Source organism: Photobacterium sanguinicancri (genome assembly GCF_002265265.1).
GTDB lineage: Bacteria > Pseudomonadota > Gammaproteobacteria > Enterobacterales > Vibrionaceae > Photobacterium > Photobacterium sanguinicancri.
Map to the genome: position 1 here is coordinate 1 of NZ_NOIF01000099.1, position 17,306 is coordinate 17,306.

Annotated in this window: 18 protein-coding genes, 1 tRNA gene and 1 pseudogene; 9 read left to right on the forward strand and 11 right to left on the reverse strand. The window is 42.9% G+C overall.

Annotation, left to right across the window (positions count from 1 at the left end; genetic code table 11):
- The first annotated feature begins 160 nt into the window (after positions 1–160).
- A complete protein-coding gene (locus tag ASV53_RS14795) occupies positions 161–358 on the forward strand; it encodes a hypothetical protein (RefSeq protein ID WP_094957624.1) in 198 nt (65 codons plus the stop codon).
- Positions 359–434: 76 nt separating this feature from the next.
- Here ASV53_RS14795 and ASV53_RS14800 read toward each other — a convergent pair whose 3' ends face one another.
- Entirely contained in the window at positions 435–788 is a 354-nt protein-coding gene (locus ASV53_RS14800; RefSeq protein WP_094957625.1) for a hypothetical protein, read from the reverse strand.
- A 798-nt stretch (positions 789–1,586) separates the two neighbouring features.
- Here ASV53_RS14800 and ASV53_RS14805 point away from each other — a divergent pair.
- Positions 1,587–1,784, forward strand: coding sequence for a hypothetical protein (locus tag ASV53_RS14805; protein WP_094957626.1), 198 nt, complete (start codon positions 1,587–1,589; stop codon positions 1,782–1,784).
- Between the two features lie 542 nt (positions 1,785–2,326).
- On the opposite strand, the gene ASV53_RS14810 is transcribed toward ASV53_RS14805, so the two are convergent.
- Positions 2,327–2,773: a hypothetical protein gene (locus ASV53_RS14810; protein ID WP_094957627.1), complete on the reverse strand. Its 447-nt coding sequence runs from the start codon at positions 2,771–2,773 to the stop codon at positions 2,327–2,329.
- 137 nt (positions 2,774–2,910) lie between these two features.
- Entirely contained in the window at positions 2,911–3,870 is a 960-nt protein-coding gene (locus tag ASV53_RS14815; protein ID WP_094957628.1) for a DUF4917 family protein, read from the reverse strand.
- Between the two features lie 250 nt (positions 3,871–4,120).
- On the opposite strand from ASV53_RS14815, the gene ASV53_RS14820 reads away from it, so the two are divergent.
- Complete coding sequence (locus ASV53_RS14820; protein WP_094957629.1) at positions 4,121–5,101, forward strand: integron integrase; 981 nt, start codon at positions 4,121–4,123, stop codon at positions 5,099–5,101.
- 531 nt (positions 5,102–5,632) lie between these two features.
- Here ASV53_RS14820 and ASV53_RS14825 read toward each other — a convergent pair.
- Complete coding sequence (locus ASV53_RS14825; RefSeq protein ID WP_094957630.1) at positions 5,633–6,937, reverse strand: Y-family DNA polymerase; 1,305 nt, start codon at positions 6,935–6,937, stop codon at positions 5,633–5,635.
- The gene (locus ASV53_RS14830; RefSeq protein WP_062687779.1) at positions 6,937–7,323 is read right to left on the reverse strand and encodes a LexA family protein; all 387 of its coding nucleotides are present in this window, start codon (positions 7,321–7,323) and stop codon (positions 6,937–6,939) included. The genes ASV53_RS14825 and ASV53_RS14830 overlap by 1 nt, the downstream gene beginning before the upstream one ends.
- Before the next feature lie 367 nt (positions 7,324–7,690).
- Between ASV53_RS14830 and ASV53_RS25485 the strand changes: the two genes are divergently transcribed.
- Positions 7,691–7,855 (forward strand): hypothetical protein, encoded by a 165-nt coding sequence (locus ASV53_RS25485; protein ID WP_162845618.1) that lies wholly within the window; start codon positions 7,691–7,693, stop codon positions 7,853–7,855.
- 226 nt (positions 7,856–8,081) lie between these two features.
- Positions 8,082–8,156 (forward strand) — tRNA-Gly (locus ASV53_RS14835).
- A gap of 183 nt (positions 8,157–8,339) precedes the next feature.
- Here ASV53_RS14835 and ASV53_RS14840 read toward each other — a convergent pair.
- The 6 genes from ASV53_RS14840 to ASV53_RS14865 are packed head-to-tail and all read right to left on the reverse strand — an operon-like array spanning position 8,340 to position 13,833.
- The gene (locus tag ASV53_RS14840; protein WP_062687778.1) at positions 8,340–8,741 is read right to left on the reverse strand and encodes a SufE family protein; all 402 of its coding nucleotides are present in this window, start codon (positions 8,739–8,741) and stop codon (positions 8,340–8,342) included.
- 4 nt (positions 8,742–8,745) lie between these two features.
- The gene (locus tag ASV53_RS14845) at positions 8,746–9,978 is read right to left on the reverse strand and encodes a SufS family cysteine desulfurase (protein ID WP_094957632.1); all 1,233 of its coding nucleotides are present in this window, start codon (positions 9,976–9,978) and stop codon (positions 8,746–8,748) included.
- Positions 9,971–11,266 carry a Fe-S cluster assembly protein SufD gene (gene sufD, locus ASV53_RS14850; protein WP_094957633.1) on the reverse strand — a complete coding sequence of 432 codons (1,296 nt, stop codon included), beginning with the start codon at positions 11,264–11,266 and terminating at the stop codon, positions 9,971–9,973. Before sufD ends, ASV53_RS14845 begins: the two co-directional genes overlap by 8 nt.
- Positions 11,241–11,987, reverse strand: a complete 747-nt coding sequence (sufC, locus tag ASV53_RS14855) for a Fe-S cluster assembly ATPase SufC (protein ID WP_094957634.1) — start codon at positions 11,985–11,987, stop codon at positions 11,241–11,243. Before sufC ends, sufD begins: the two co-directional genes overlap by 26 nt.
- A gap of 5 nt (positions 11,988–11,992) precedes the next feature.
- Entirely contained in the window at positions 11,993–13,462 is a 1,470-nt protein-coding gene (gene sufB / locus ASV53_RS14860) for a Fe-S cluster assembly protein SufB (protein ID WP_094957635.1), read from the reverse strand.
- A gap of 2 nt (positions 13,463–13,464) precedes the next feature.
- Positions 13,465–13,833, reverse strand: a complete 369-nt coding sequence (locus ASV53_RS14865) for an iron-sulfur cluster assembly accessory protein (RefSeq protein WP_094957636.1) — start codon at positions 13,831–13,833, stop codon at positions 13,465–13,467.
- 196 nt (positions 13,834–14,029) lie between these two features.
- Here ASV53_RS14865 and nrdH point away from each other — a divergent pair, with 196 nt between their 5' ends.
- From nrdH to ASV53_RS14885, 4 genes and pseudogenes are all read left to right on the forward strand, one after another.
- Positions 14,030–14,251 (forward strand): glutaredoxin-like protein NrdH, encoded by a 222-nt coding sequence (gene nrdH, locus ASV53_RS14870; RefSeq protein ID WP_062687777.1) that lies wholly within the window; start codon positions 14,030–14,032, stop codon positions 14,249–14,251.
- Positions 14,251–14,682: a class Ib ribonucleoside-diphosphate reductase assembly flavoprotein NrdI gene (gene nrdI, locus ASV53_RS14875; RefSeq protein WP_094957637.1), complete on the forward strand. Its 432-nt coding sequence runs from the start codon at positions 14,251–14,253 to the stop codon at positions 14,680–14,682. The genes nrdH and nrdI overlap by 1 nt, the downstream gene beginning before the upstream one ends.
- Positions 14,642–16,774, forward strand: coding sequence for a class 1b ribonucleoside-diphosphate reductase subunit alpha (gene nrdE, locus ASV53_RS14880; RefSeq protein WP_094957638.1), 2,133 nt, complete (start codon positions 14,642–14,644; stop codon positions 16,772–16,774). The genes nrdI and nrdE overlap by 41 nt, the downstream gene beginning before the upstream one ends.
- A gap of 17 nt (positions 16,775–16,791) precedes the next feature.
- A pseudogene (locus ASV53_RS14885) lies at positions 16,792–17,229 on the forward strand (ribonucleotide-diphosphate reductase subunit beta); the annotation flags it as partial.
- Positions 17,230–17,306 lie beyond the last annotated feature (77 nt).

The following is a 17,306-nucleotide window of genomic DNA, read 5'->3' on the forward strand; positions in this document are numbered from 1 at the left end:
AAATTTAGGCTATATTAGAAGCAGATACGCAATATCTGACAGCGCTCACTCCCCGAGCTTGCTCGGCAGATTTAACGCCTTGGCATAAGGTGCGCCAACGCGAACTTACAAAACCAAATACACTTCAAACCAAAATCGCCGAGTGTCTGGCGTCACATTAATGCCATTGTTACCCGGCCGTTTGGCTTGGGTTAAGCAGCTTGCCTGCCATGATGAAATGCAGTTAAAAATTGCACTGATTAAGCGCGACAAACACCCAACTCAAAGCCGACAAATTCAAAACTATAACCACGAAAATTACTGCGCGTTTACCCACAAAATAGCGGCTACGATGAAGTTAGCACTATGGTTTACCTAGAAAGATGAACCAGAAACGCTCGCCAATATTGATTAAAAGGCAACCCAAGCTAAAGCCGCGAACATCGCGCACAATGCTACTGCTTACGACAACCACCAAAATGTAACCACTTCCCTACCAACGAACCGGCCACAATATTGAAAGCGGCATTCCTCGATGATGGTGCGACAATAGCTGAGAAGTTTAAGAACTGGTGAGTACACAGAGTCGCAACCGCCACGGCCGAACCATGGTTAATACAAAGTACAGAAGTTGGCGCGGTTATCAGCGAACATTCACGTAAGTCGTTGAGACGGTAAAAATAAGAAGCCGCTACAAACGAGGAACGATTCTTACTGCATACGGATTTATCTGGAATTGACCAACGCATAGCAACTGCGAAGTTAGGTAAGCAAAAAGAACTTAACCAAGTCGGGTAACGCCTTGGCATAAGGTGCGCCAACGCTGAACTTACAAAACCAAATACACTTCAAACCAAAACCGCCGAGTGTCAGGCGTCACATTAATGCCTTTGTTACCCGGCCGTTTGACTTGGTTAAAGCAGCTTGCCTGCCATGATGAAGTGCAATTAAAAACTGTGCTGATTAGGCGCGACAAACACCCAGCTCAAGGCTGACAAATTCAAAGCTATAACCACGGAAATTACTGCGCGTTTACCCGCAAAATAGCGGCAACGATGAAGTTAGCACTATGGTTTACCTAGTGAAGCCGCACCTTACATTTGCCATAAAATTGATAAAAAGGCAGCCCAAACTAAAGCCGCGAACATCGCCCACCATTCTATTTCTTTCGGAAATCACCAAAATGTAACCACTTCCCTGCCAACGCACCGACCACAATATTGAAAGCGGCATTCCTCGATGATGACTCGTTAATAGCTGAGAAATTTAAGAGCGAGTAAGTACGAGGAGCATCAACCGCCACGGCCGAACCATGGTTAAAACTCAATAAAAGAGTTGGCGCGGTTACCAGTGAACATTCACGCAAGTCGTTGAGACGTTTAAAAATAAGAAGCCACTATAAACGAGGAACTACTCTAACTGCATACGAATACTTCTGGAATTGACTAACTCACAGCGACAGCGGAGTTAAGTACACAAAAAGAACTCAACCAAGTCGGGTAACGCCAGCCATAATACGCCACAACGTATTACGATAATATTGATAGACCACCGAAAACACCGCAGCCAATTCAGACCGAGAATGCCGAGCGTTGGTGGTCGTATTAATGGCCTTGTTACCCGGCCGTTCGACTTGGGTTAAGCAGCTTGCCTGCCATGATGAAGTGAAACTAAAAACTGCGCTAATTAAGCGCGACAAACACCTAACTCAAGGTAAACAAATTCAAAACTATAACCACGAAAATTACTGCGCGTTTACCCACAAAATAGCGGCTACGATGAAGTTAGCACTATGGTTTACCTAGAAAAGATGAACCAGAAACGCTCGCCAATATTGATAACAACGCAGCCCAAACTAAAGCCGCGAACAACACCCACAATGCTATTTCTTTCGGCAACCACCAAAATGTAACCACTTCCCTGCCAGCGCACCGACAACAATATTGAAAGCGGCATTCCTCGATGATGACACGGCAATAGTTGAGAAGTTTAAGAACTGGGAGTACGCAGAGCATCAACCGCCACGGCCGAACCATAGTTAAAACAGATAATGAAGTTGGCGCGGTTACCAGCGAACATTCACGCAAGTCGTTGAGACGTTTAAAAATAGGAAGCCGCTATGAACGACTAACGACTCTAACTGCATACGAATTTATCTGGAATTGAGCAACTAGCAGCGACTGCGGAGTAAAGTAAGCAAAAAAACTCAACCAAGTCGGGTAACGCCGCAATAACACGTTTATTACTACGACGGCTTAGCTGAATTTTACTACCTTAAACACTGAAACCAAAGGCAAACCTACAATGCCGAATGTAATAAATCGTGTTGATTGCTTTGTTATAACGATTACGCTGTAGCTTCCATTTTGCCTACCACTTTGATTAACACTCTTGGTATTGCTGATTGATTTAAACTACCTGCGTCGAAAACATGAGATTTGACACTTTGAAATAAACAATGAAAATCACTCTGTTTAGTGAGAATTACGCGAGGTAAATTATATCCCTTATCGTTAAATTGGTCTGCTGTAATATCAATAAGGTAGTCATCACAAATAAGCCATGCATGAGATTGATTTGGGTTATCACCAAGCCCAACACCACAAACATAGGTTGAACTTTTATTATGATACTTACTTATATAAAGAGCCAATAAATCTGTGGCATCTCCGCAACAACCTCTTGGAAATCCAGAAGAATGATAAAAACTAGACATTGAATCAAAATCTGATTTTTCAAATGAATCTAAAACATCACGGATCGTATTAATTTCTAATTTTAATTGTTCATCCATTAGGAACCTCCTTATTCAAACAACGTTATAACGCTTGGCATAAGGTGCGCCACATTGAACTCACAAAGCGCACCTTACTTCATACCAAAACCGCCGAGTGTAACGCGTCACCTTGATGCCTTTGTTAACCCTATGGTTTACCAATCCACAAACTCAGTAACGTTATCTAACCTTACAACCGCTACGGCCTGACCAAGTTTACTTTCCCAATATTGTTCACGCTCTTGCTGCTCACCAGCTCCAGACCATTCAACAATTCTCAAGGGTTTAGCATTTAGATAAGGACGAAGAAGCATATTTAAATGATTATCAAGCCCTGAGTACCCAAAGAGGATTACTTCTGTTGCTTCAGATAGTGCGAACCGTAGATAATCCCAATATGTCGATAATGCACTAGAAGCAGCAATGACTGATGGCTTATGTTTTACATGAGTTAAAACAACATGTTCACTTGCTTCATTTCTATCAACAGAAAGTCGGTGCCTAGGTAACTTAACAATCTCATCATTTCGATTTACAAACAGAGGCGAGCCATGCAGGTGCAGATAATAGCCAAAATTATTGCCATACATCCTCTCCATTGCTTCAGAGGAAAAGCCACTATCAAGCATTCCATCCACAAGGTAGCCTCGATAACCGTTAAAAATGTCGTTATCTATGAATGAGTTATACAATAACTTATCATAATTCAACGTTGCCACATGAGAACGCGTTGTTTTAATGAATTCCACTAAATTTCTTTCAAAATCATCGGGTAATTCACCATCATAATTGTGCAAGTGAGTAGCTACTTTATGGATGTATGTTGCAGTTATTTCAGGAAAACTTTGTCCATCTTCTGTTAACCAATGAACATCACCATCTCCAATCCTGTTCAAAGATTTACAATAAGTTACTGCTTGATGAAGTAAATCTAGCTCATGCTCTCCTTCGGGTGCACCGCCTCTACCTAAACAACGCTCTATCAATTGTTGCTGCTCAAGAGTTAAAAACTCATCTCTCTCCCAGATATTTTCCAAAGCGTCAGCCAATGAAAAATGAGCAGCATCAATTGCCATTCCCAGTCCATTTCCAAATATTATTAATTTCCTAGCCATTATTGTTGTCCTTCACTAAATAGGGTTAACATTTTCTTCTACGTAACCGAGTCGTAAAACCTACCAGTGCGGGTAGATATACGTATCGATGACGTGTATCTTTTTTTCTCTAATTTGAAACTGACCTAGCACTCATTTTCAGTGTTATTTGCTCTAATCACGACTATGACAATCAAATTTACTGGTTACTTGTACATACTGTATATCTAATCTAGATTAACTGTATATATAAACAGCTAACTTTTTGAGTATGGATATACCAACCCCGTTAAAGCAACACTCAAACAATTTCACTCAACGTTATTGTCGCTATATGCGAGCGCGAGGACTTGCTTATAGTAGTGAGAAAACCTATTTGTATTGGGCTGTGCGTTTTATCAAGTATGGAAAATATAAAAACCAGCATGACATTCGCTCAGAGGATATTTCAGCTTATCTTGAATTTTTAGTGATTAAACGAAATGTATCACCAAACACGCAAAAAACAGCACTGAACGCACTTGTGTTTTTATGTCGTGAGTTTTTAAAACTTCAAGTTGATGATCTCGCCTTTTGTAAATCAAAAAAAGCGATCAAGTTGCCTGTCGTTTTCTCTCATAGTGAAGCAACAGCTGTTATAAATGCACTGGATTACCCTTTCAAGCTTATCGCTCAACTTATGTATGGCAGCGGTCTTCGTCTTAATGAAGCACTAAGATTGAGGCTAAATGACATCGACTTCAATGCAGGCACAGTCACTGTGCGGAGTGGCAAAGGAAATAAAGACAGACAAACATTACTGGCAAAATCACTCTATAACGACCTTAGTAAGCAAATTGCACAAGTGAGCCTTACCCATGAGAGAGATCTAAGTAATAACTTTGGTGAGGTTTATATGCCTTTTGCTTTAGCAAGAAAATACCCTAACCATGCAAAGTCATTGCACTGGCAATATCTATTCTCGGCGTCAAAAATCAGCAAAGATCCTCGAACGGGTAGACAGTTACGCCACCACATCATGGATCGAACAATGCAACGCCGAGTGAAGCTAGCCATCGCGGCATCAAATATTGCGAAGAAAGCAGGCTGCCACACTTTTAGGCACAGTTTTGCTACACGGCTATTAGAAAGCGGTACCGATATTCGAAACATCCAAGAGCTGCTTGGCCATTCAGACATCAAAACAACACAAATTTACACACATGTGGCAGGCATTCATCATACCGGTGTAATAAGCCCGATTGATAAGTAATAGTTTTCACCCACGCTACCGCACACTTAGTTTTGCTTAAGTGTCTAGTTTACGAGTCAGAATGTACAAAAACGCATGCTACACCAAATTACAATATAAAATAAGAACACACGTCAAACATTACGCTTATTTTTCTTATACCCCAAAGCTCAATGGTCATTAATGATGAGATTACGGATGACTTCTAGCCTTAGAAGACCAAGGAGGAGAAATCAGGATTTAAGCGGTTGCGAGTTGGATACATAATCATTACAGATTAACTAACAGTTAGTTAACCTATAAGTTTTGATAAGCATATTAAGAAAATGGATTTATTCTTATAGAGGGGAATGGGTCGGTGGCGAGTTATAACCGTCGGAAATAATAACAGGCGATCTTGGCTATTAACACGCCAAGCATTAGTAGAACAGTGCTTAGGCACTCAAATTAAAGTCAAAGGGTTTATGTAGAACAACCCCTGTAATATCTAAAATACTATACATCCAATACTATACACCCAATACTTTGTGTATCGAACTTGGTGCTTAGCATCTAGCACTTAGCGTGTTGAAGTTCATCAAGCCGAGTTGTCCAGCGATTAGACCGAAATGCTTGCCTCATGTGCCAATTAGTCGAGCTCATTACAGAAGCTGGCTTCAAGCCGTTTTTATAGCGGGTATTTATTGTATCGCTGATCGACATTAAGTCTCTGCGTTTTGACTCGACCAATGCACTTGTATCAAACATATCAAGTTGGAATGCATCATTCCCCGCATCGGATAACTCATCTAAAATCACCCCTACTTTTTGATACTCATAACCAGAGCGGTAGATTTGCGCCAGTTGATGCAAAGCACAATCTAAAAATTTATACGTATCTTGGCTCGGGCACGCTAACGGTATAGCACTGCTTCGATTATGCTGAGGCGTATTCTTATGACGGTTCGTTCGTAGAAACACACCAACAACATTTGCTTGGCTCCCCTGCCGACGAAGCTTTTCACCAGCGCGCTGACAATGAAATGCAAGAGCAGCTTTTAGATCATCAAAATTAGAGATCCCTACCCCAAAACTACGACTTGATAATATCTGCTTTTTAACATCATCAATATCACCAGGATCTATGCAAGCAATGCCTTGTAGCTCTAAGACTGTACGGGCTAAACCCACATTCCAAAGCCGTTTAATATCCGACGGATCGCTATCGGCTAATTGCAATGCACTAGAAATGCCTGTGGTTTGTAATCGTGTTGCAGTTTTCGCGCCTACCCCCCATAGCGATTGAACATCTGTCCGTTCCAATAGCCATCGGCGTTTGTGGTCGGAATCAATCTGGATCACGCCTTTTACTTTTTGCTCGTACAGTTTAGCGGCTTGATTGCCAAGCTTAGCCAAGGTCGGTGTCGCCCCTATTCCAACACGCACAGGTAAGCCAATATTACGCTCAATCGTCGCTTTCATTTCACGGCCATATTCGGTTAGCTCATTTAGTTTGAAGCCATCAAGGCGAATGAACGCTTCATCTATGCTGTATTGCTCTACATGGGGTGAAAACTGGCTTAATTCTTCAATGAATCTACGGCTCATATCAGCGTACAAGGTGTAATTAGAGCTACGAACATGGACACCAAGCCGTTTGGCTTCATGCGCAATCTTAAACCATGGTGCTCCCCGCTTAATGCCAAGCGCTTTGGCTTCTGGTGTCATCGCTACGCAGCAGCCATCATTGTTGCTTAATACTACAACTGGCTTATTGGCAAGTTTCGGGTCGAATAGCTGCTCACAAGAACAATAGAAAGATTTTGCATCCACCAGCGCCCAAACTTGGTTTCGATAACCATCAAGTGCAATGGCCATTATGCGCTCAGTAAATCGTGAATATTGCGTGTCACAACGCCAAAGATCTCTGAATCTTCTGGTAACGGGAAAGGTGCCATCATGCTACTTTCCGCTTTCAACCACCACGCTCCGTCATGACGAATTAAACGCTTACAAGTAAACTCATCGTAAATTCGAGCAATAACAATCCGCCCAGGCGCTATAGGTTCAGCTCTATCAACCACCAATAAATCACCATCGTAGATCCCAATATCAGTCATCGAATCTCCCGCAGCACGTAGCATAAACGTCGCATTAGGGTTACGGATCAGAAAATCATCAAGATCTAAACTTTCCTCATGGCCATCAGCTGGAGACGGAAAACCACAACGAACTGATTCTGTAAAAAAAGGAAGTAGAGCCATACTTTTCATCACCGTAAACGAACAACTGTATATTTATACAGTTTAATCGCTATCACGTAAAAACGTTACTCTTTATATGGGTTTGATGATGTAAATGTATAGTAAATCGCCATAAGGCCATGATGTTGAATAGGAAGAGTGCGTGTGGAACCTATTTTCATGACAGCACCTACCTCGCCCAATTGCTGCGAACAGGAAAAAGTGCTTATTGAGTCCTATATTTAAACCAACGTAAATAAGTTACTGGGTAGCTTCTCTGGTCAGCACTCACGTTTAATGAGCTCCCACAGAAGCAAGCTCTAACTTATATCGCTGTTAAAGATGTCACTTGTACAGCCACTGATGTAATGCATCAAGGGAGATAAATATGGAATTTAAGAATTCTCACGGTGAAACAGCCCAGCTCGCAGATAACCTCACATTGAAAGAAGTGGTCGACATGGGGTTCTCAATCGACATCTGTGATGACAACTACGATCCACAAGAACATTGGCAGATCAAACAGAAGAAACAACAGGAAGGGGAATACTAAGCCTGAAGCTGCTCTGAACAATGAAGGTATGAGTCGCAACGAATGCGTCACTTGTTCAGAGCAAACCCTGTGATAAAAACAGCTAAAAGATTGTTTATTAAGCACTTAACAAGCAATAATGTGACGCATGTCACACCCGAGAAATAAGCACTTTCTTTAAACTGAAAATTTGCCATTATGTATCTCGTTCGATGCAAATCACCTCCTGAATCTAATTCAGAATTAAGCGGGCATCGTATAATGGCTATTACCTCAGCCTTCCAAGCTGATGATGCGGGTTCGATTCCCGCTGCCCGCTCCAGTTTTCTTCATGCTAAAACTTATCATTTAGGTCAAACGCTTTAATGCGTTTTTTTCTGTATCTACTCTTTATATCCAACACCTAATCACGACACAGTTTATTCTACTTACTTGCCATTCTTATCTAAGAACAACAAACGAACACCAATTTAATCAATAAACTTAATCAAATTGGTATCGTCGCTTAATCCGCCATTCTTGTTTGTACTTGTTTCACAATAGCCTCTAGCCCTTGTGTTCTTCCTGGTGTGAGGTGAGATTTTAGGTCAAGTGCTTCAAACCAAGCTTGGATATCGAAAAGTAACACTTCATGCGGTAGTTTTCCGTGATAAGCAATCCGCAGTAAAGCAAGTAAGCCTCTTACTATGGCTGCATCGCTAGTCGCTAAGAAATTAAGTACCCCTGATTTTGAATCATAACGAAGATCGAGCCATACTTTACTCTGGCAGCCCTTTATTAAATGCTTCGCCGTCATCTTTGAATCTGGGTAACTTGGTAAACGCTCCCCAAGCTCTATCAAATACAAATAACGCTCTTCCCAATCACAACAACGATTGAAATTACCAACTATTTTTTCCGGGGTCATATCACTACCTCAACAGCTGATTAATTCTATTTAAACCTTGCACCAACGCATCAATATCAGATGATTGTGTATACATACCTATTGAAGCTCGGCAAACGGAACTCTGACCCAGCTTTTTAATTAATGGCATTGCGCAATGATGGCCAGTACGGATGGCAACACCGTACCTGTCGAGAAATGCGCCAACGTCAAAAGAGTGCAAGCCTTTCATATTAAAAGCCACCACACCCACTCGATTGTCGTCGTTGCCATAGATCTCTATACCATTTACTTGAGTAAGGCTATCGACCAAATACGCCATCAGCTGGCTTTCATAATTGGCAATTTCTGCCAGTCCTACCGATTCGATATATTCTATTGCCGCACCTAAACCCAAAATGCCCGCAATGTTTGGCGTACCGGCTTCGAAACGCCAGGGGGCTTCTCCATAAGTCGTTCCCATAGGCAAAGTCACTTGATCGATCATTGCGCCCCCACCTTCCCATGGCACCATACGTTCCAAGTGACGACGCTTTGCGTATAAAACCCCAGTTCCCGTCGGGCCATAGAGCTTATGTGCTGAGAAGACATAAAAATCGCAATCCAAATCAGCCACATTAACTTGTTGATGCATCACTGCTTGTGCGCCATCGACTAAAACAGGAACGTTGCGTTTATGTGCATAATTAATGATCGCTTTAATTGCATTGACAGTACCGAGTACATTAGAAATGTGGGTAACGGCAATCAGGCGTGTCCGGTTAGTGATTAAAAGCTTGAGATCATCCAAGTCCAACACATTCTTTTCATTCAACCGCCAAACCTTGATCGTGACTTCACAAAGTTCCGATAACAGTTGCCAAGGCACTATGTTCGCGTGGTGCTCCATTTCCGTGACAATGATCTCATCCCTCGGGGAGAGCTGCGATCTCAAATAACTATGCGCAACAAGGTTGATAGCTTCAGTGGTCCCTTTGGTAAAGATGATGTTGTTAACCGACTCAGCGCCGATAAAATCACTCACTTGAGTTCTTACTTGCTCCATCTCTTGCGTAGCTTTAGCACTCAGATAATGAACGCCACGGTGTACACTGGCGTAGTCGTTTTGGTAAAAACGCGTCATTCTGTCTATTACAGCGCTTGGGATTTGCGCGGTCGCGGCAGTATCAAGATAGCGCAACAGCTTTTGATACACCTCGGTTTTTAACGCGGGGAAATCTTCGAACCAAGGGCTATTTATTGACGTGATTTCAGTCATTACGCCCTCCTTGAGAGCCGTATTGAGGCGCGTGTTGAGACAGAGTGAGCTCCAACTTGTCACATACGTATTGTTGCACCAATGGGTGACGGATCTTAAACGCGGCTTCAGCGGCAAACGCAAAGATAATCATCTGCTCCGCTTTCACCTGTTTGATCCCTCGTGCACGCATATATTCGATCTGATTCGAATCGAGTTGGCCTGTCGTCGCGCCATGGCTGCATTTCACATCATCAGCGTATATCTCAAGTTGAGGTTTACAGTTTACTTGAGCCGCTTCACTCAATAGCAAGTTGTGGCTATCCATCTGCCCATCGGTTTTAAGCGCACGGGGTTCAACATAGATCATGCCATCAAACACCCCATTGGACGCACCTCTCGCTATGGTCTTATGCAATTGTTCACTATGACAATACGCTGCTCGGTGCCTAAGATAAGTTCGACTATCAAAGGTTTGTTGATGATCTGGCATAGCGAGGCTATTCATTTCGACAAAACCATTTTCGCCTTGTAAAAGGCTACTGGTTTGATGACGGCATAATAACCCTGACAGCATAAAGCAATTTGATTGAGCACTAGCATCACGATCAACAATGATATCGTTATGACCAAAATGATGCTGACGTGGCGATTCTTCTAGTAATTTAGTGTGATAAAAATGCGCCCCTTTACCCACATCAGCACTCAAACGAGATAACGTTACTCCCCCTCCTTGATCCAAGGAGATATGATGCTCGATCACCTCACATTGGGATAAGCGCCCCAGTTCTACATGATGACGATAACTACACACTTCACCTTTCATTCCACTGCTGATATGAAGCAAGTAAATCGGTTTATCAATCACGGTATCGGGCTTAACCTCAATCAATACTCCCCCTGTTGCCGTGGCGTCAGTCAGGTAAGTAAATGCATCTGGCTGAATAGATTTCGACAATGCATCAATATCAAGGCCAGATAATTTATCTACAGGAGTAATGATTGCGTTTGGGATCCAATCAGAACAACGCACCGAATATAGACCATCAAAAAACACTAACCGATAGCCATCAAAATTAAGGCTTAAGCTGTCATAAGATATATTGTCTGCTGGTTGAAAAGCCGCATAATGGAGTGGCTGTTGTTTAAAATCTGATAGTGAAGTGTACTTCCACGCTTCATCTTTATTTGCTGGAAGCCCAACTCCGATCATTTTTTCCCATTGCTGTTGCTGCCAATGAACAGACTGAACCATGCTCTCCAGATCTTTCATTAGTGCCACATCATTCTTCACCAGTGATCCACCCATAGCCTTTTTCCTCTAGTACTTTTGCTAATGTGTGGTCACCCGATTTCACTATTTTGCCTTTGTAGAGCACATGCACATAATCAGGTTTGATGTAATCTAAAATACGCTGGTAGTGTGTCACCATAATAAATGAACGCTTGCCATCCCTGAGGGCATTCACGCCTGCCGAAACCGCTTTTAGTGCATCAATATCGAGCCCTGAATCAGTCTCATCTAGAATACACAACTGCGGAGATAGCACCGCCATTTGTAAAATATCATTGCGCTTTTTCTCCCCGCCCGAAAACCCTTCATTGACTGAGCGCTGTAACAGATCCATAGGCATTTTTAGTAATTGGGCTTTTTCTTCCAGTAAATCTTCAAAATCAAACCGATCAATGTCTTCTTCACCGCGATATTTACGAATGCCATTCAACGCGGTTTTCAAAAACAGTTTATTACTGACCCCAGGGATCTCAACCGGATACTGAAACGCTAAGAAAACGCCCTCGCCCGCTCGCTCTTCAGGATCGAGCTCGGTCAATTGCTTGCCTTTGAAGACTATCGTCCCCTTATCTACTTGGTAATCTTCTTTGCCAGCCAATGTTGAAGACAAGGTACTTTTCCCAGAGCCGTTAGGGCCCATAATCGCGTGGACCTCACCGGGCTTAACTTGTAAATCAATACCTTGCAGAATAGATTTATCTTCAACACTGACATGTAAATCACTAATTTGTAGCATATTGCTTACCCCACGCTGTGTTCGAGGCTAATCGAAAGCAGTTTTTGCGCTTCTACCGCAAACTCGAGCGGTAGTTCAGAAAATACGTCTTTACAGAATCCATTAACAATCATCGAAATAGCATCATCTTCACTGATCCCTCGCTGAGTACAGTAAAAGAGCTGATCGTCACCGATGCGAGAGGTTGTCGCTTCATGCTCAACCTGAGCACTCGGATTCTTAACTTCAACATAAGGAAATGTATGGGCGCCACAATCTGCACCAATCAGCATCGAGTCACATTGGGTAAAATTACGAGCGCCTTGCGCATTGGCTAATATTTTCACAAGCCCTCGGTAACTGTTTTGGCTTTTACCCGCCGAGATACCTTTGGAAATAATCGTTGAGCGCGTGTTTTTACCGATATGAATCATCTTGGTGCCAGTATCAGCCTGCTGAACACCGTTAGTCAGCGCCACAGAGAAGAATTCTCCCACCGAGTGATCGCCTTTCAAGATCACACTCGGGTATTTCCATGTTATAGCGGAACCTGTTTCTGACTGCGTCCAAGACATCTTGCTATGAGCACCTTCGCAAACCGCTCGCTTTGTCACGAAATTAAGTATGCCGCCCTTGGTTTCTTCTTCACCTGAAAACCAATTTTGCACCGTCGAATATTTCACTTCCGCATCTTGATGAATAATCACCTCAACAACTGCAGCATGTAACTGATAAGAATCACGCACTGGCGCCGAGCAACCTTCGATATAGCTAACATATGAGCCTTTATCAGCAATCAAGATGGTGCGCTCAAACTGACCCGTCTTTGCTTGATTAATTCTAAAATAAGTAGAAAGCTCTCTCGGGCAGCGAACCCCTTGAGGGATATAAACAAAGGTACCGTCAGAGGCAACGGCGGCATTCAAAGCGGCAAAAAAGTTATCATCAGCAGGAACAACTGTGCCCAGATACTGGCGTACTAAGTCAGGGTATTCATGAATAGCCTCACTGAATGAGCAAAAAATAATGCCCTGCTCTTTTAGCTCTTTCTGGTAGGTTGTGGTAACAGAAACAGAATCAAAAATAGCATCCACCGCAACTTCAGCCCCCTCTCTAACAGGGACACCCAATTGCTTAAACGCCGCTTCCACCTCGTTGGTTAAAAATGCATTCGAACCATCATCATCGTCGTTTGTCGAGTCATCACATTTTCCGCAAGTAGGCGCAGAGTAATAACTGTAACTTTGATAATCGAGACCAAAATACTCAGCTTTAAGCCAATGCGGTTCTTCCATTTTCTGCCATTTACGAAAAGCGTCTAACCTAAATGCCAGCATCCAATCGGGCTCATTACGCTTTTTCGATATCGCACGCACTACATCTTCATTCAGCCCTACAGACAAAGTGTCTGATGATAATTCGGTGTAGAACCCTTGCTTGTAGTTGCTGCTTTGCAGCATCTCTTCCACTTCTGGTTGTGTTTCAACAGCACACATTGTCAAACTCCGAAACTTTCACCACAACCACACATATTTTTGACGTTGGGGTTGTGATAAACAAAGCTGCTATTTAACCCTTGGCGAACAAAATCTATTTTCGTGCCATCAAGCATGGGCATTGCAGTCAGGGCAACATAGAAGGCTACGTCCCTAGAATTAAACTTAAGATCTGATTGTTTCACTTGTTTAATAAGCTTTACCTCATAAGCAAAACCCGTACACCCTGAAGGTCGTACACTTAAATGAAATAGCTGCCCATCTGAAGATAGCTGTCTAATCCTGCAAGCTGCCGACTCCGATAAGCTAATCCCCTTCCACTCCATGTCATGAATCGAAATTTCAGTTGATTCTGAACGTTGAACGCTCATGTTGCAGTCCTCATTCCATTTATCAATTCGCACCAACAAACGAGAATGATATTGATTATCAATTAATATTCAACCATTAAGTTTCTATGGGTTTAGATGCAATCACAACATATTGACATTTCATTATTTACAAATACCATATATAGAGCGGCGCAGGATAATGATTATCATTAAGATTGATATAAGGGGAAGTAAAATGGATATTATTGTTTATTCAAAGCCTCAGTGCGTGCAGTGCACAGCGACGGTGAAAGCACTTCAAACGAAAGGAATTAAGCACAAAGTTATCGACCTAACTCAAGATGATTCTGCGATGAACACAGTTCAATCTATGGGCTACAGGCAAGCACCTGTTGTCGTCGCGGGTTCGCATCATTGGTCAGGGTTTCGTCCCGATATGATCAAGCAGCTCAGCTAATGCTTGTTTATTATTCCAGCGCTTCGGGTAACACCGAACGCTTTATAAAACAGCTTGGTCTACCTGCGCTGCGTTTACCGCTAGATTCTGGTGAACCCACACCCAAAATAACACACGCTTTTGTGCTGGTGTGCCCAACTTATGCCGATGGACAAGGACGCGGCGCTGTCCCTAAATCTGTGATTAAAGCACTCAATAACAATCAAACACGCTCTTTACTAATAGGGGTCATTGCATCTGGGAATCGAAACTTCGGCGCGTTATTTGCCCAATCAGGCACCATTATTTCACGTAAGTGCAACGTGCCACTGCTGTATCGATTTGAACTGTCAGGAACACCACAAGATGTACACAAGGTACGTCACGGGCTAAAACAATTTTGGAACCATCATGGACACGTCATTCACTCATCATTCTTTGAACTACCATGAGCTCAATGCGATGCTCAATCTGCTCGACGAAAATGGAAATATTCAATTCGAATCCGACAAACAGGCTGCCCGTCAGTACTTTCTACAACACGTTAATCAAAACACTGTGTTCTTTCATAACTTGAGTGAAAAACTTGATTATCTGATCTGCGAAGGGTATTACGAACCCAACGTTTTGCAGCAATATAGCGCTGTATTCATTCGCCAAATTTGGAATGCGGCTTATCAAGTAAAATTTCGTTTTCGTACTTTCCTAGGCGCATATAAATTCTTTACGTCTTACGCCCTAAAAACCCGAGATGGAAAGCGGTACTTGGAGCGATTTGAAGACCGAGTCGTCATGACTGCGTTAACGTTAGCGCAAGGTGATGAAACATTTGCTCTGCAACTAATGACCGAAATCATCCACCAGCGATTTCAACCCGCCACACCCACTTTTATCAATTCAGGTAAGAAAAGTCGGGGCGAGTTGATTTCATGCTTTCTGCTAAGAATTGAAGACAATATGGAAAGTATTGGGCGAGCAATCAACTCCGCATTACAGCTGTCACGCCGAGGCGGTGGAGTTGCACTCTTGCTGAGTAACTTGCGCGAACAAGGGGCTCCAATTAAAGGGATCCTCAACCAAAGCTCTGGTGTGGTGCCAGTAATGAAATTGCTCGAAGACAGCTTCTCATACGCCAATCAGCTAGGGGCAAGGCAAGGGGCTGGCGCAGTCTACCTCAATGTTCATCATCCTGACATTATGCAGTTTTTAGATACAAAACGTGAAAATGCCGATGAAAAAATCAGGATTAAAACTCTAAGTTTAGGGGTTGTTGTCCCCGATATTACCTTAGAACTCGCTAAGCAAAATAAAGATATGTATCTGTTTTCGCCGTACGACGTCGAAAAAATTTATGGTATCCCCTTCTCTGAAATTAGTGTGACAGAAAAATACCAAGAAATGGTGGATAACCCTCAGATCCGTAAAAATAAGATCAGCGCACGAGTCTTATTCCAAACACTGGCCGAGATCCAGTTTGAGTCTGGTTACCCTTACATCATGTTTGAAGATACCGTTAATCAGGCAAACCCCATCGAAGGTCGGATTAACATGTCTAATTTGTGCTCTGAAATTCTTCAAGTGAATGACGCATCTGAGTTTAACGATGACTTAAGCTACGCAAAGTTAGGACGTGATATCTCATGCAACTTAGGCTCAATTAACATTGCCACAGCCTTAGATGGCGCTAACCTTCCACAAACCATCGCGGTATCGATAAAAGCACTGAATGCGGTCTCAGAAATGTCTGCGATAGACAGTGTTCCTTCCATTCGTAAAGGTAATGACGAAAGCCATGCGATTGGTCTTGGTCAAATGAATCTCCACGGATTCTTAGCAAGAGAAAACATCCACTACGACAGCCCAGAAGCCATCGACTTCACTAACGTTTACTTTGCTACCGTACTATTCCATTGCCTTGTCGCCTCTAATCAACTCGCAAAACAGAGGCAAGCGACCTTTTGTGGTTTTGACAAGTCAAGTTACGCAAGTGGCGTATTTTTTGATAAATATCTAAACCAGAGTTTTCAGCCCAAAACTGAAAAAGTCACGGCGTTACTCGCAACGTTAAGCTTAAAACTACCTAGCCAAGATGACTGGGCGACGCTCAAGCAACAAGTCATGCAGCACGGTCTCTACAATCGGAATTTACAGGCGATCCCACCGACAGGCTCAATCAGCTACATCAATGATTCTACCGCATCCATTCACCCTGTAACGGCAAAAGTGGAAATACGTAAAGAGGGTAAAATCGGCCGCGTGTACTTCCCTGCCCCGTACCTCGACAATACAAACCTTGAGTACTATCGCGACGCATACGAAATAGGGGCAAAAGCCATTATTGACGTCTATGCCGCCGCCACTCAGCATGTCGATCAAGGCTTATCGCTAACCTTATTCTTCAACGATAACGTCACGACGCGTGATATCAATAAAGCGCAGATTTACGCATGGAAAAATAAAATTAAAACTCTTTACTACATTCGTTTGCGCCAAAAAGCACTCGATGGCACTCAGGTTGATGGCTGTGTTTCTTGCACACTTTGATTTACGGAGAACCCACTATGACAGTAACGACCATTCCGCAGCCAGTCAGAGCAATCAACTGGAATCGCATGCAAGATGATAAAGATCTTGAGATTTGGAACCGACTCACGGTGAACTTCTGGTTACCAGAAAAAGTCCCTTTGTCCAATGACATCCCAACATGGAAACAGCTCACCAAAGAAGAACAAACACTAACCATTCGGGTTTTTACTGGATTAACCCTACTCGACACCATACAAAATACCGTTGGTGCGCCCGCGTTGATGGCAGACGCTAGAACGCAGCATGAAGAAGCCGTACTCACTAATATTGCCTTTATGGAAGCGGTACATGCACGTAGCTATTCTTCCGTTTTTTCGACCCTGTGTACCACACCTCAAATTGATGAAGCCTTCCGCTGGGCGGAAGAAAATGAATTGCTACAACGAAAAGCACAGATCATTTTAGACGATTACTGTAGTGGTCAACTAAAATTGGTCACGGTTTTAGAGCTTTCCCAATATAATCGTTCTGACTCATTGGGAGTTAGACC

Excerpts from the sequence above, each read along its gene's own strand:
- sufC (WP_094957634.1), bottom strand. The coding sequence starts at position 11,987 with ATGCTACAAATTAGTGATTTACATGTCAGTGTTGAAGATAAATCTATT.
- ASV53_RS14805 (WP_094957626.1), top strand. The coding sequence starts at position 1,587 with ATGGCCTTGTTACCCGGCCGTTCGACTTGGGTTAAGCAGCTTGCCTGC.
- sufB (WP_094957635.1), bottom strand. The coding sequence starts at position 13,462 with ATGTGTGCTGTTGAAACACAACCAGAAGTGGAAGAGATGCTGCAAAGC.
- ASV53_RS14795 (WP_094957624.1), top strand. The coding sequence starts at position 161 with ATGCCATTGTTACCCGGCCGTTTGGCTTGGGTTAAGCAGCTTGCCTGC.
- ASV53_RS14800 (WP_094957625.1), bottom strand. The coding sequence starts at position 788 with ATGCCAAGGCGTTACCCGACTTGGTTAAGTTCTTTTTGCTTACCTAAC.
- nrdH (WP_062687777.1), top strand. The coding sequence starts at position 14,030 with ATGGATATTATTGTTTATTCAAAGCCTCAGTGCGTGCAGTGCACAGCG.
- ASV53_RS14845 (WP_094957632.1), bottom strand. The coding sequence starts at position 9,978 with ATGACTGAAATCACGTCAATAAATAGCCCTTGGTTCGAAGATTTCCCC.
- ASV53_RS14865 (WP_094957636.1), bottom strand. The coding sequence starts at position 13,833 with ATGAGCGTTCAACGTTCAGAATCAACTGAAATTTCGATTCATGACATG.
- ASV53_RS14840 (WP_062687778.1), bottom strand. The coding sequence starts at position 8,741 with ATGACCCCGGAAAAAATAGTTGGTAATTTCAATCGTTGTTGTGATTGG.
- ASV53_RS14825 (WP_094957630.1), bottom strand. The coding sequence starts at position 6,937 with ATGGCCATTGCACTTGATGGTTATCGAAACCAAGTTTGGGCGCTGGTG.
- sufD (WP_094957633.1), bottom strand. The coding sequence starts at position 11,266 with ATGGGTGGATCACTGGTGAAGAATGATGTGGCACTAATGAAAGATCTG.
- ASV53_RS14810 (WP_094957627.1), bottom strand. The coding sequence starts at position 2,773 with ATGGATGAACAATTAAAATTAGAAATTAATACGATCCGTGATGTTTTA.
- ASV53_RS25485 (WP_162845618.1), top strand. The coding sequence starts at position 7,691 with ATGGAATTTAAGAATTCTCACGGTGAAACAGCCCAGCTCGCAGATAAC.
- ASV53_RS14815 (WP_094957628.1), bottom strand. The coding sequence starts at position 3,870 with ATGGCTAGGAAATTAATAATATTTGGAAATGGACTGGGAATGGCAATT.
- nrdI (WP_094957637.1), top strand. The coding sequence starts at position 14,251 with ATGCTTGTTTATTATTCCAGCGCTTCGGGTAACACCGAACGCTTTATA.
- nrdE (WP_094957638.1), top strand. The coding sequence starts at position 14,642 with ATGGACACGTCATTCACTCATCATTCTTTGAACTACCATGAGCTCAAT.
- ASV53_RS14830 (WP_062687779.1), bottom strand. The coding sequence starts at position 7,323 with ATGGCTCTACTTCCTTTTTTTACAGAATCAGTTCGTTGTGGTTTTCCG.
- ASV53_RS14820 (WP_094957629.1), top strand. The coding sequence starts at position 4,121 with ATGGATATACCAACCCCGTTAAAGCAACACTCAAACAATTTCACTCAA.